Annotated in this window: 9 protein-coding genes and 1 pseudogene; 6 read left to right on the forward strand and 4 right to left on the reverse strand. The window is 72.0% G+C overall.

Annotated elements, in window-relative coordinates:
* The 5 genes from G3I42_RS12360 to G3I42_RS12380 all read left to right on the forward strand — a co-directional run.
* On the forward strand, positions 1-888 hold an 888-nt coding region (locus G3I42_RS12360), incomplete at its 5' end, for an SIS domain-containing protein (protein ID WP_164285329.1).
* Positions 889-996: 108 nt separating this feature from the next.
* Positions 997-2,160: a mannose-6-phosphate isomerase, class I gene (gene manA, locus G3I42_RS12365; RefSeq protein WP_164285331.1), complete on the forward strand. Its 1,164-nt coding sequence runs from the start codon at positions 997-999 to the stop codon at positions 2,158-2,160.
* Positions 2,161-2,361: 201 nt separating this feature from the next.
* Positions 2,362-3,345 (forward strand): cation diffusion facilitator family transporter, encoded by a 984-nt coding sequence (locus G3I42_RS12370; protein ID WP_164285333.1) that lies wholly within the window; start codon positions 2,362-2,364, stop codon positions 3,343-3,345.
* A gap of 338 nt (positions 3,346-3,683) precedes the next feature.
* Entirely contained in the window at positions 3,684-5,144 is a 1,461-nt protein-coding gene (gene ahcY, locus G3I42_RS12375) for an adenosylhomocysteinase (RefSeq protein ID WP_164285335.1), read from the forward strand.
* Positions 5,145-5,243: 99 nt separating this feature from the next.
* Positions 5,244-5,876, forward strand: a complete 633-nt coding sequence (locus tag G3I42_RS12380) for a hypothetical protein (RefSeq protein WP_164285337.1) — start codon at positions 5,244-5,246, stop codon at positions 5,874-5,876.
* Between the two features lie 50 nt (positions 5,877-5,926).
* On the opposite strand, the gene G3I42_RS12385 is transcribed toward G3I42_RS12380, so the two are convergent.
* From G3I42_RS12385 to G3I42_RS12400, 4 genes are all read right to left on the reverse strand, one after another.
* Positions 5,927-9,040: a glycoside hydrolase family 38 C-terminal domain-containing protein gene (locus tag G3I42_RS12385; RefSeq protein WP_164285339.1), complete on the reverse strand. Its 3,114-nt coding sequence runs from the start codon at positions 9,038-9,040 to the stop codon at positions 5,927-5,929.
* Between the two features lie 133 nt (positions 9,041-9,173).
* Positions 9,174-10,793 (reverse strand): extracellular solute-binding protein, encoded by a 1,620-nt coding sequence (locus G3I42_RS12390; protein WP_164285341.1) that lies wholly within the window; start codon positions 10,791-10,793, stop codon positions 9,174-9,176.
* 48 nt (positions 10,794-10,841) lie between these two features.
* Positions 10,842-11,825, reverse strand: coding sequence for a carbohydrate ABC transporter permease (locus G3I42_RS12395; protein ID WP_164285343.1), 984 nt, complete (start codon positions 11,823-11,825; stop codon positions 10,842-10,844).
* Positions 11,822-12,742: an ABC transporter permease subunit gene (locus tag G3I42_RS12400; protein WP_164285345.1), complete on the reverse strand. Its 921-nt coding sequence runs from the start codon at positions 12,740-12,742 to the stop codon at positions 11,822-11,824. Before G3I42_RS12400 ends, G3I42_RS12395 begins: the two co-directional genes overlap by 4 nt.
* Before the next feature lie 253 nt (positions 12,743-12,995).
* Between G3I42_RS12400 and G3I42_RS36940 the strand changes: the two are divergent.
* Positions 12,996-13,202, forward strand: a pseudogene (locus tag G3I42_RS36940) (hypothetical protein); the annotation flags it as partial.

Below are 13,202 nucleotides of genomic sequence, written 5' to 3' on the forward strand. Positions count from 1 at the left end.
GCGGGCGCCTGCCCCGTACTGCGCCTCGCCCCCACGGGCGTCGCCGCCGCGCCCGGCGCGCTGCGCTGGGCACTCCCCGGCTGGGCCGGCCCCGTCGACCTGCTCCTCATCGCCACGCCCGACGGCTCCGAACCCGGCCTGCGCCTCCTCGCCGAGCAGGCGTACCGGCGCGGCCTCACCGTCGTCGCGGTCCTCCCGCGCCGCAGCGCGCTCGGCGAGATCGTCGACGGCTCCCGCGGCCTCCCGCTCCCGCTCGCGACCCCGCCCGAGCGCGAAGGGACGGTCTCGCCCTGGCCCTTCCTCGTCCCGCTCCTCGGCCTCCTGGACCGTACGGGGCTGATCGCCGCCGACGAGGAGGCGATCGAACGCCTCGCCGACCGTCTCGACGCGACCGCCGAACGCTGCGGGCCCGTCACCCCGACCGGCGCCAACCCGGCCAAGTCCCTCGCCGTCGAACTGGACGAGTCGCTGCCGCTCCTGTGGACCGAGGGGCCCGCCTCGGACGCCGTCGCGCGCCGCCTCGTACGGCTCCTCGCGGCCCGCGCGGGCCGCGCCGCGCTCACCGCCGCCCTCCCCGAGGCCCTCACCGCGCACGCGGCGCTGCTCAGCCGCCCCGCCGAGACGGACAGCGGGGACGACGACATGGACGACTTCTTCCGCGACCGCGTCGAGGACACCTCGGGCCCGCGCCCCCGCGTCGTCCTGCTCCGCACCCGCACCGCGGACGGCCTCACCGCGGCCCCCGCCGTCCGGGAACTCGCCCACGCCCACCACGTCCCGCTCACCGAACTGGCCCTGCCCGAGGGCCAGGACCTCGACGTCCTGGGCGAACTCCTCGCCCTCACCGAGTACACGGCGGCGTACCTGTCCCTGGCGGGGCAGAGCTGAGCGGAGGTCACCCGACCCGCGACGGGGGAGGGCGCCCCGCCCCACCCGCCCCGTAGGCTCGACACCGGCCGCCGACCTCCACCCGTCCGCCCGCCCGTTGAAGGAACCATGGACCGCCTCAGCAACACCATCCGCCCCTACGCTTGGGGCTCGCTCACCGCCATCCCCGAACTGCTCGGCGTCGAGCCCAGCGGGGAACCGCAGGCCGAGATGTGGATCGGCGCGCACCCCGGGGCCCCCTCGCACCTCGATCGCGGGCGGGGCGCGGAAGCGCTCTCCGCCGTCATCGACGCCGACCCCGCGGGCGAACTCGGCGCGCCCGCCGCCGAGAAGTTCGGCCCGCGCCTCCCCTTCCTCCTCAAGATCCTCGCGGCGGGCTCGCCGCTCTCGCTCCAGGTCCACCCCGACCGCGCGCAGGCCGAGGCCGGTTTCGCGGAGGAGGAGCGGCGCGGCGTCCCGATCGACGCGCCCGAGCGCAACTACAAGGACGCCAACCACAAGCCCGAACTCATCTGCGCGCTCACGCCGTTCGACGGCCTGTGCGGCTTCCGCGAGCCGACCGCCGTGGCGGCCCTCCTCGCCGGGCTCGACGTCGACAGCCTCAAGCCGTACGTCGACCTGCTCCGCGCCCACCCGGAGGAGGCCGCGCTGCGCGAGGTCCTCACCGCGATCCTCACCGCCGAACCGCGGGCCATGGCGGCGACCGTCGAGGAGACCGCGCTCGCCTGCGAACGCCTCGGCGGCCCGTACGAGCCGTACGCGCTGATCGCCCGCGACTACCCCGGCGACCCCGGCGTCCTCGCCGCGATGCTCCTCAACCTCGTCCGCCTCCAGCCGGGTCAGGCCCTCTACCTCGGCGCCGGGGTCCCGCACGCCTACCTGCACGGGCTCGGCGTCGAGATCATGGCCAACTCGGACAACGTCCTGCGCTGCGGCCTCACCCCCAAGCACGTCGACGTCCCCGAACTCCTGCGCGTCGTCCGCTTCGCCGCGACGGACCCCGGTGTCCAGCGCCCCGAGGCCGCCCCCGACGGCGAGGAGGTCTACGCGACCCCCATCGACGAGTTCCGCCTCTCGCGCTACGTCCTCGCCCCCGACGCCACGACCCCCGACCTCACCTCGCCCGGCCCGCAGGTCCTGCTCTGCACGGCCGGGCGGGTCACGGCGGGCGACGAGACGCTGAGCCCCGGGGACGCGGTCTTCGTCCCGGCGGGCGAACGCGTCACGGCACACGGCGAGGGCACGCTGTTCCGCGCGGGCGTACGGGTCTGAGCCACGCGGGCGTACGGGGCAGGGCTGCGCGGTCCGGGCCACCGGCCGCCACGGTTGCCGTGACGGGTCCTGTGACGTGCCCCGGCCGGGGATTTCCCCTCCCGCGCCGGGGCACCCGCCTCCCGTACGGGAGAATGACGCGTCCCGGGAACACCGGCCGACACCGACGACCCAGACGACCCACAGGGGAGACGAGCAGAGATGAGTGCGTCAGGCGGCACCAAGGCGATCGTGGCGGCGCTCTCCGCCAACCTCGCCATCGCCGTGTCGAAATTCGTGGCCTTCGCCTTCAGCGGTTCCTCCTCGATGCTCGCCGAGGGCGTCCACTCCGTCGCCGACTCCGGCAACCAGGCCCTGCTCCTCCTCGGCAAGAAGCGCTCCGAGCGCGCCGCGACGCCCCAACACCCCTTCGGCTACGGCCGCGAGCGCTTCCTCTACGCCTTCCTCGTCTCCATCGTCCTCTTCTCGGTCGGCGGCATGTTCGCGCTGTACGAGGGCTACGAGAAGATCAAGCACCCGCACGAGCTGGAGCACTGGTACTGGCCGGTCGGGGTCCTCGTCTTCGCGATCATCGCGGAGGGCACGTCCTTCCGCACGGCCGTGAAGGAGTCGAACACGACGCGCGGCACGCTGTCGTGGGTCGAGTACATCCGCCGCGCGAAGGCCCCCGAACTGCCCGTCGTGCTCTTGGAGGACTTCGGCGCGCTCATCGGTCTCGTCCTCGCCCTCGGCGGCGTCGGCCTCTCGCTCGGGACGGGCGACGGCGTGTGGGACGGCATCGGCACGCTGTGCATCGGCGTCCTGCTCATCTGCATCGCGCTCGTCCTCGCCGCCGAGACGAAGTCGCTGCTCGTCGGCGAGGCCGCGGGCGCCGAGACCGAGGACACCATCGCCGCCTCGCTCGTGGACGGCACCCAGGTCACCCGCGTCATCCACATGCGCACGCTCCACCTCGGCCCCGAGGAACTCCTCGTCGCCGCGAAGATCGCGGTCCGTCCCGACGCCACCGGTACGGAGATCACCGAGGCCATCGACGGCGCCGAGTCCCGCGTCCGCGAGGCCGTCCCGATCGCCCGCGTGATCTACCTGGAGCCGGACATCTTCACCGAGGCGGAGGCCGCGGCGGGCCCGCACCCCGAGGCGACACCCGGCGGCCCCGCCCCGCACCCGGCCGGAGGTCACTGACCGTCACGGCACCCGCGACCGCCCGGCCCGGGAGGGACACCGTCCCTCCCGGGCCCCCTGTCTCTTCCGGGCGGGGCTGGTAGCTTGGGGACAGCCAGACGTCGCTGCTGATGGCGGTCGGGCGGCCTCCGCGAGGGGACCGGCCGAGGGAGAGAGGGCCTCCGACGGACTGCGCCGCGCAAGAGGACGGGACACGTGTGTCCGCGTCCGGTCCGGCACGTCCCGTACGACCTCCGGGGTACGGGGACGGGGCCCGGCTCCGGACCTGGGCGCCCCGTACCCGCTCAGGCGCGGCCAGCACACCCGTAGACGTGCCCCGACCCGAGGAGCAGCAGAGCATGACGTCCGCCACCACCCCGCAGGACTTCAAGGTCGCCGACCTCTCCCTCGCCGACTTCGGCCGCAAGGAGATCACCCTCGCCGAGCACGAGATGCCCGGCCTCATGGCGCTGCGCGCCGAGTACGCCGCCTCGCAGCCGCTCAAGGGCGCCCGCATCACCGGCTCCTTGCACATGACGGTGCAGACCGCCGTCCTCATCGAGACCCTCACCGCGCTCGGCGCCCGGGTCCGCTGGGCCTCCTGCAACATCTTCTCCACCCAGGACCACGCCGCCGCCGCCATCGCGGTCGGCCCCCACGGCACCCCGGACAACCCGCAGGGCGTCCCGGTCTACGCCTGGAAGGGCGAGAGCCTGGAGGAGTACTGGTGGTGCACCGAGCAGGCGCTCACCTGGGCCGACGCCCCCACGGGCGGCCCGAACATGATCCTCGACGACGGCGGTGACGCCACCCTCCTCGTCCACCAGGGCGTCGCCTACGAGAAGGACGGCAAGGTCCCCGACCCGGCGACCGAGGCCGAGAACGACGAGCACCGCGTCATCCTCGAACTCCTCACCCGCACCATCTCCGCCGGCTCCCAGAAGTGGACCAAGCTCGCCTCGGAGATCCGCGGCGTGACCGAGGAGACCACCACCGGCGTCCACCGCCTCTACGAGATGCAGCGCGACGGCTCGCTGCTCTTCCCGGCGATGAACGTGAACGACGCCGTGACGAAGTCGAAGTTCGACAACAAGTACGGCTGCCGCCACTCCCTCATCGACGGCATCAACCGCGCCACCGACGTCCTCATCGGCGGCAAGACCGCCGTCGTCTGCGGCTACGGCGATGTCGGCAAGGGCTGCGCCGAGTCGCTGCGCGGCCAGGGCGCCCGCGTCATCATCACCGAGATCGACCCCATCTGCGCCCTCCAGGCCGCGATGGACGGCTACCAGGTCACCACGCTGGACGACGTCGTCGACAAGGGCGACATCTTCGTCACGACGACCGGCAACAAGGACATCATCATGGCGAGCGACATGGCCAGGATGAAGCACCAGGCGATCGTCGGGAACATCGGCCACTTCGACAACGAGATCGACATGGCCGGGCTCGCGAAGATCCCCGGCATCGTCAAGGACGAGGTCAAGCCGCAGGTCCACACCTGGACCTTCCCCGACGGCAAGAAGATCATCGTGCTCTCCGAGGGCCGCCTGCTCAACCTCGGCAACGCGACCGGGCACCCCTCCTTCGTCATGTCCAACAGCTTCGCGGACCAGACGATCGCGCAGATCGAGCTGTTCACGAAGCCGGAGGAGTACCCCGTCGGCGTCTACGTGCTGCCGAAGGCGCTCGACGAGAAGGTCGCCCGCCTCCACCTCGACGCGCTCGGCGTGAAGCTCACGACGCTCCGCCCGGAGCAGGCCGAGTACATCGGCGTGAAGGTCGAGGGCCCGTACAAGTCGGACCACTACCGCTACTGACCTCCCCGGTCGCACGTGGCTGGTGACGGCCCGGAAGCCAAGCGCTTCCGGGCCGTCCCGCGTCCCCCCCACCGGCAGCAACCATCAGGACACCCCCCGATGCCCCGAGGCCGCTACTCCCTCCACGACCCGCACGACGGCGCACTCCTCGCCGAGGAGCACTTCCAGTGCGCGCCCGGGCCCTCCGGCTGGCGGTACGTCGCCCGGCTCACCACCCCCGTGGGCGAGCCGGACGCCGGCACCGTGGACCTCACGCTCGACTCGCGCGGGCGCCCCCTGCGACTCGAACTGCGCGCGGGCGGCTGGCAGGTCCGCGGCGGCGCACTCGAAGGGCTCACCTGGGTCAGGTCGGACCCGCAGGGGAACCACGCCACCGAGGGCAACGCCCGCGCCCACGCCTTCGGGGGGACGTCCCCCGCCTTCTACGTCGCCACCGCCCGGCTCCTCCGCCTCACCCCGCACTCTCCCCCCACCCGCATCCGACTGGTCTCCTTCAGCGCACCTGTGCTCGCCACCAGGACGGCCGACCAGTCCTGGCAACTGACGGACACCCAAACACACGCCACTGACAACGGGCCCCTGCGCGTGGACTCGTACCAAGTCAGCGACGTGGAGACGGGGGAGCGGCACGAGGTGCACCTGGCCGGGGACGTGGTGCTCGCCGCTCCCGGCGTCGAGCTGGAGGAGCTGGAGTCGCCGCCGAACGAGTTCCCGCCGGAGCCCGGGGAATGACGAAGGGGGGCGGACCGCTTCACGGTCGCCCCCCTCGGTCCCTCCGGCCGTCAGCCCCTGCGCAGCCGCACCGTCAGGATCTGGAACGGCCGCAGCGCCAGCGCGATCCGCCCCTCCACGACCTCCACCTCCGTCACCGGCTCCTCAAGGAGATCCGTCACCGCTGCCGAGCCCACCGCGAAACCCGCTCCCAGCGAGGTCCGCGCGGAACCGCCCCGCGACTCGTAGAGCCGCACGACGACGTCCCCCGAACGGTCGTCCGCGAGCTTCACCGCCTCCACGAGCACGTCCGGGTGCGAGACGGTGACGAGCGGGGCGACCCCGGCCCCCGGCACGACCCGCAGGGGCAGGTTGAGCGCGTACCCGCCCGCCGCCGCGCCCCCCACGTCCGCGCCCGCCTCCAGCGCGTACGCGAACGTGTGCCGCCCCCGGTCCGCCTCGGGGTCCGGGCTGTGCGGGGCGCGCAGGAGCGAGAGCCGCAGCGTCGTCGTCGTACCGCCGTTCGCGCGCGTGTGCCGCCGCACGTCGTGCCCGTACGTCGAGTCCGTGAGCAGCGCCGCGCCGAAGCCGTGCTCGCCGACGTGCACCCAGCGGTGCTGCCACACCTCGAAGCGGGCCGCGTCCCAGCTCGTGTTCTCGTGCGTGGGCCGCCGCACGTGGCCGAACTGCACCTCGGCGCTCTCGTGTTCGGCATGCACGTCGAGCGGCCACGCCGCCTTGAGCACGGCGTCCCGCTCCTGCCAGTCGATATCGGTACGAATCACCAACCGCTTTGCCCCCGCAGTCAGTTCGAGATCCTGCACGAGCCGGGACGCGCCGAAGACGCGCGTCACGCGCACCCGCGCGAGCAGCGGTCCCGGTTCGGTCAGCTCGACCGACTCGGCCCCGGTGAGGTCGCGGACGGTGTTGCGGTAGGAGGCGTCCAGGTTCCACGCGCTCCACAACGTCGGGTCGTCGTGGTGCAGTTGCAGCAGGTTGCCCGGCTCGTCGGGCGCGAGCGTCTCACGGTCCGCGCCGAGGTCCCGTACGGAGCGCACGAGCCCTTCGGCGCGGTCGATCCGCACCCGTACGAGCCCGTTGTCGAGCACGAAGTCCCCGTCCACCTCGCCCGCGGTCACCGCTTGCGGGCCGCCCGCTCCGTCCTCACGGTCCCCGCCGTCCGCCAGGCTTCCCGCGCCGAGCGCCGGGGCATGCGCGAGCACCGCGCGCGAGCCGTCCGCCAGCTCCTGCCCGCCCGCGACATCGCCCGGCATCACCACGACCTCGGTCCGCTCCTGCGGCGCCGCGTTGAGCACCACGAACCCGCCTCCCGTGGAACCGAGTTCGCTCGCGGCCGACCCGATGACCTCCTCCAGCGCCGCGTGCACCTCGCGGTACATCTCCTCGGCCTGCTCGTGCACCCAGGTGATCGACGTGCCGGGCAGGATGTCGTGGAACTGGTGGAGCAGCACCCGCCGCCACAGCGCCTCCAACTCCTCGTACGGGTACGCGTGTTCGCCCCGTACCGCCGCCGTCGCCGCCCACAGCTCCGCCTCCCGGAGCAGCGCCTCCGCGCGCCGGTTGCCGCGCTTCGTGCGGGCCTGGCTCGTGTAGGTGCCCCGGTGGTTCTCCAAGTACAGCTCGCCCCGCCACACCGGGCGTTGCGGGTACTCGCGGTCGGTCCGCTCGAAGAACTCGGACGGCTTCGCGATCTCGACGCGCGGCGAGCCCTCCAGATCCCGCAGCCGCCTGGCCCGCTCCATCATCTCCCTGGTCGGCCCGCCGCCCCCGTCCCCGAACCCGAACGGCGCGAGCGAGCGCCCGGCGACACCCTTCTCCGCGAAGTTCGCCTCCGCGTGCGCGAGTTCGCGCCCGGTCAGCTCGCAGTTGTACGTGTCGACGGGCGGGAAGTGGGTGAGGATGCGGGTCCCGTCGATGCCCTCCCAGTCGAAGGTGTGGTGCGGCAGCCGGTTCACGGCGTTCCAGGAGAGCTTCTGCGTGAGGAACCAGCGGGCACCCGCGAGCTTCGCGAGCTGCGGGTACGCGGCGCTGTAGCCGAAGGAGTCCGGCAGCCACACACCGTCCTGCTCGACGCCGAACTCCTCCGCGAAGAACCGCCGCCCGTACACCAGTTGGCGAGCCAGCGCCTCACCGCCCGGCAGATTCCCGTCCGCCTCCACCCACATGCCGCCCACCGGCACGAAACTCCCCTCGGCCACGGCCTTCTTGATCCGCGCGTACACGTCGGGGCGCCGCTCCTTCATCCAGGCGTACTGCTGCGCGGACGAGCAGGCGAAGACGAGCTCCGGGTACTCCTCGGCGAGCGCCGTGACGTTCGTGAACGTACGGGCGCACTTGCGGACCGTCTCGCGCAGCGGCCACAGCCACGCCGAGTCGATGTGCGCGTGCCCGACCGCGTGCACGGTGTGCGCGGAGGCGTGCGCGGGCCGCGCGAGGACGTCGGCCAGGACCTCGCGGCCCCGTCCCGCCGTCGCCGCGACGTCCCACGGGTCGACGACGTCCACGACCTTGTCGAGCGCCCGCAGGATCTCCCAGCGCCGGGGCGCCGACTCCGGCAGTTGGCGCATGAGTTCGTCCAGGACCGTCATGTCCTGGAGCAGGTGCCACACGTCCTCCTCGCGCACCGCGAGGTCGGCGACGAGCAGCCGGTAGAGCGGGTCGTCCCCGGCGGTCCGCGGGGAGCTGTATCGCATGCCGATCGCCGCGCTGCCCGCGATCTTGGGGTTGGCGGCGAGTTCGACGAGGAGATCGATCTCCTCGCCCCCGGTGGCGGGTTCGGCGAGCCGCACCGTGCGGTGGTAGGGGTGCAGGCCCTGGAGGGGTTCCCCGGCGGCGGTGTGCACGAAGCCCTCCGCCTGCCCGCCGGGCCCCTGCGTGAGGTCGAAGTCGAGGTCGAAGACGGCCTCGACCCGCCTGCCCGCCCAGTGCGCGGGCACGGTGCCCCGCGCGCGCAGCCACGTCGTGCCCCAGGCCGGGCCCCAGTAGGCGCCGGCCGTGAAGGGCTCGTACGTCGCCCGCAGCGCCTCGGCGACGGGCACCGGCTCCCCGGGCACCCGCCACACCTCCAGCGCGAGTGGCAGCGGCTCGGAGTGGAGGGCGGGTCGCAGCCTGCTGGAGACGAACCGTGCGATGCGGTCCTCGGTCGCGGTCCGGTCGTCGTGCATGGTGAGGGTGCTCCTCGGGTGGTGGTGCGGGGTGGGGGAGTAGGGAGGATACGGACAGGGTGGCGGGCGGTCGGGGCGGTCGCGTGGCTGGAGGCGTTCGGGCGCGTGCCGGGGCGTGTGGCCGGCGGCCGGGTCAGCCGTGCAGGCTCGCCCACGCCTTCTCGTACTCGGCGCGCATCCGGTCGCCGCCCTCGCGCCGCCACATGCGGACGGTCTCATCCAGCGCGGAGAGCTTCTCGCGGCCCTGCATGATGCCCTTGAGGACGTCGTCGGTCTTGAGCTTGAGCGCGCCGAACGTCTTCGCGTTGGTCTCCGAGTAGATGCCCTCGGTCGGATTGCGCACGAGGACTTCGGCGGCCCGCGTCTGGAAGGCGTGCTGGCGGTCCACGACGTCGGGGCGCTCGGGGAAGTAGAGCGAGAGCGGCGCGTCGGTGATGAAGGCGGTGGGCAGCGCGGTCTCGGTCGTGCCGTCCGGGGTGAGGATCGGGTCGGTGCCCCGGCGCTCGTGGTCGTGGCCTTCGAGGCCGTACTTGCGCAGCTTGTACGCGTCGGTGCCGAAGGGCGCTGCCATCGCGTCGGCGAGCCGCAGGATCTGCTGGACACGGGACTTGGGCGCCTTCTTGATCGCGAGCACGGCGAAGCTGGAGTACCCGGCCCAGTGGGTCCCCTTGCCGCCGCCGAAGCCCGGCGCGAGCATCCCGTCGATCTCCAGGCCCTTGTTGTTCGGCCCGTACTGCCGGTAGAAGTCGTTCCAGCCCGCGTTGCCGTCGTAGTGCAGCGCGATCTGCCCGTTGCCGAACCAGTCCTTGAACTTGCCGACCACGCTGTACGCGTCGGGGTGGAGGAGGTGTTCCTTCGTGAGCCCGCGCGCCGCGTCGAGCGCTTCCCGTATCTCCTCGGACTCCAGCCAGAAGGTGAACTTCCCGTTCTCCTCGCGCCAGATGTTCGGCCCGCCCACCATCTCCATCATGAAGTTGAGCGTCGTGATCGGGTCGCCGAGCGCGTACCGGCTGTGCTTCGGGTCGGAGATGTCCCGGCACAGTTGCCGGAACTCCTTGAAGTCCTGCGGGTTCGGGTCGAGTTCGCGTTCCTTGAAGCGGTCGGAGCGGTAGAACATGATGCTGCCCGCGTTCGCGCGCGGCATCGGCAGGGCGTAGATCCCGCCGTTGTAGACCGTCCAACGCCAGGCGTCCGTGGGGATGTTGGCGAGGTACGGGTAGTCGCGCACCGCCGGGCCCGACAGGTGCTCGGTCAGGTCCTCGAAGAGCGCGTTGAACATCGCGGGCTGCTGGGCCGCGGTCGGCAGCACGAGCATCGCGTCCGGGAGGTCCCCGCCCGCGACGACGACCGAGAACTTGTTGGGGTAGTCGCCGACCGGCACGATCTCGACGTCGAGGTCCGTGCCGAGCTGCTCGTCGAGCGCCCGCCAGTACGGATTGCGGTCGCGCGGTGGCGGTACGGGGTTGAAGGTCAGCGTCATGACGCGGACGCCCGGCCCCTTCGCGGGCGGCCCGTACGGGAAGGCCGGGGCCGGGTCCGCCGGGTAGTGGCGGTACCCGTTGAGCACGCCGCCCTTCGTACCGGCGAGCGCCGGTTCGACGCCCTGGTACGGGACGTAGTCGGGCAGTGCGACCTTCGCGTTGTCCGCGAGCGGGATCGCGGGACCGCCGTCGCCGCAGCTCGCGAGCGCGAGGCCCGCCGCCGCGCCCGCCGAGGCGCGCAGCAGTCCTCTGCGCGAGATGAGGGGGCCCATGGGGCTGCTCCTTCGTCGTCGGATGGGGATCGGAGGTGGCGCGGGGGCTCAGCCCTTCACGGCGCCGATCATCACGCCCTTGTTCATGTGCCGTTGCAGGAAGGGGTACACGAGCACGATGGGCACGATCGAGAGCACGATGATCGCCGCCTGGAGCGCCTGCGAGGGCGGCAACGGCGCCCCGGCGGCGGAGGCCTCGCCCGCGCCGATGGCCGCGTTGTTCACCACGTAGGTGCGCAGCACGAGTTGCATGGGCCACTTCGCCGACTCGTTCATGTACAGCAGCGCGTTGAAGAAGGCGTTCCAGTACGAGACCGCGTAGAAGAGCCCGACGACGGCGACCGAAGCGCGCGAGAGCGGCAGCACGATCTTCGTCAGGATGTTCAGCTCGCCAGCGCCGTCGATGCGGGCCGCGTCCACGAGTTCGCGCGGAATGCTCTGGAAGAAGGAGCGCAGGACGATGACGTTGAAGGCGTTCACCATCGTCGGCAGGATCAACGCCCAGTAGCTGTTGATGAGATGGAGCTGCTTGATCAGCAGGTAGCTGGGGATCACGCCCGGCGCGAAGAGCATCGAGAAGAGCAGGATCATCAGCACCGGCTTGTGCCCGAAGGACCCGGGCCGGCTCAGCCCGTACGCGAGCGTGATGCTGGAGAGCAGGCTCAGCGCCGTACCGACCACCGTCACCCCGATGCTCACCGCCATCGCCCGCGTCACGAGCCCGCCGCGCAGGATCGCCTCGTACGAGTCGAACGAGGGGTGCTCGGGCCACAGTACGAAGCCGCCCGCCTCGTTGACCTGCGCGGTGTCCGCGAGGGAGGTCGAGAGCACCGTGAGGAACGGCAGGATCACGGCGAGGCAACACAGCAGGATGATCAGGGACTTGAGCACTCGCCACGGCGGGGAGGCCGGGGTCCGGCCCGGTATGCCCGCGTCGATGCGGCGCGGCGCGCGCGGGCGCCGGGAGCGCCGGTCGCGGGGCCCGGGGACGTCCGCCGACGCGGGGGTCGTGGGCAGTTGCGCGGTACTCATGAGCGGTAGATCCCTTCCTCGCCGAAGAAGTGCGCGAGCTTGTTCGCGCCCAGTACCAGGACCACGCCCACCAGGCCCTTGACGAGCCCCACGGCCGCCGAGACGCCCCACTGCCCGGACAGCAGACCGTTGTTGTAGACGTACGTGTCGAGCACTTCGCTCGCCGGCAGCCCCACCCCGGTCTGTTGCAGGATGATCTGCTCGAAGCCGACGCTCAGCGCGTCGCCGAGCCGCAGGATCAGGAGCAGTACGACGAGCCCGCGCAGCGCGGGCAGCGTGACGTGCCACGTCTGCCGCAGCCGCCCCGCGCCGTCCATCGCCGCCGCCTCGTAGAGATCGGTGTCGACCCGCGAGAGCGCGGCGAGGAAGAGGATCGTGCCCCAGCCGGTGTCCTTCCAGATGACCTGCGAGGTCAGCAGGCCCTTGAACAGCTCGGGGTCGCCGATGATGTTCCACGTGCCCAGGTCCTGCGCGCGCAGGAAGACGTTGACGAGCCCGCCGCTGCCCAGCATCTGCTGGAAGAGCGCGACCACCACGACCCACGACAGGAAGTGCGGCAGGTAGAGCACGTTCTGCACGGCCTTCTTGACCCGCTCGCTCACCAGGCTGTTGAGGGCGAGCGCGAGCAGGATCGGCGCCGGGAAGACGAACACCACCTGGATGAGCAGGAGTTGGAAGGTGTTCGAAAGCGCGTGCAGGAAGGCGGAGTCCCCGTCGAAGAGGACGGAGAAGTTGTCCAGCCCTGACCAGCGGCTGTGCATGATGCCGATGAACGGCTGGTAGTCCTGGAAGGCGATGACGTTGCCGAGCAGCGGCACGTAGTGGAAGAGCAGTACGACGGCGATGCCGGGCACGGTGAACCAGAAGAGGCCGCGATCGACGCGGCGTTTCTTCCGCGGGCCGGTGAGCTGGGACATGGGCTGAGCCCTTCAACGGTGGAGGGCGGGCCCGGCCTTCGCTCGGTGGGCCCCTCGAGGCGCTATGTAAAATCAATGGATTGCTGTGAGTCAATGCGTCTGACAGCGCTTTCCGTCCCGTGCCGCAAGGGATTTTGGACGGTGCACGCACGGCTTCCCTTGGCCGGAGGGCGTGCGGGGGCAGGAAGTGGAAGCGAAGTTCTTTACCGGCCGTCGCGGGCCGGGACCGTGACGGTACGGAGGCGGGAGCGCGATGAGCGAGGGACGTACGCGGACGACACCGGGCCCCACGACGGGCCCGCGACCGACCCCGCCGAGGCCCCCGGAGGCCGGCCCCGCTTCGGAGGCCGTACCCATCCCGGGGTCCGCCCCCGCCCCGGCGTCCGTCCCCGCCGTAGGGTCCGCCCCCGCCTTCGCCCTCACCCCCGCCGACCGCACCCGCCTGCGCGGCTGGGCGCGC

The organism is Streptomyces sp. SID11385, assembly GCF_010548245.1.
Taxonomy (GTDB): domain Bacteria; phylum Actinomycetota; class Actinomycetes; order Streptomycetales; family Streptomycetaceae; genus Streptomyces.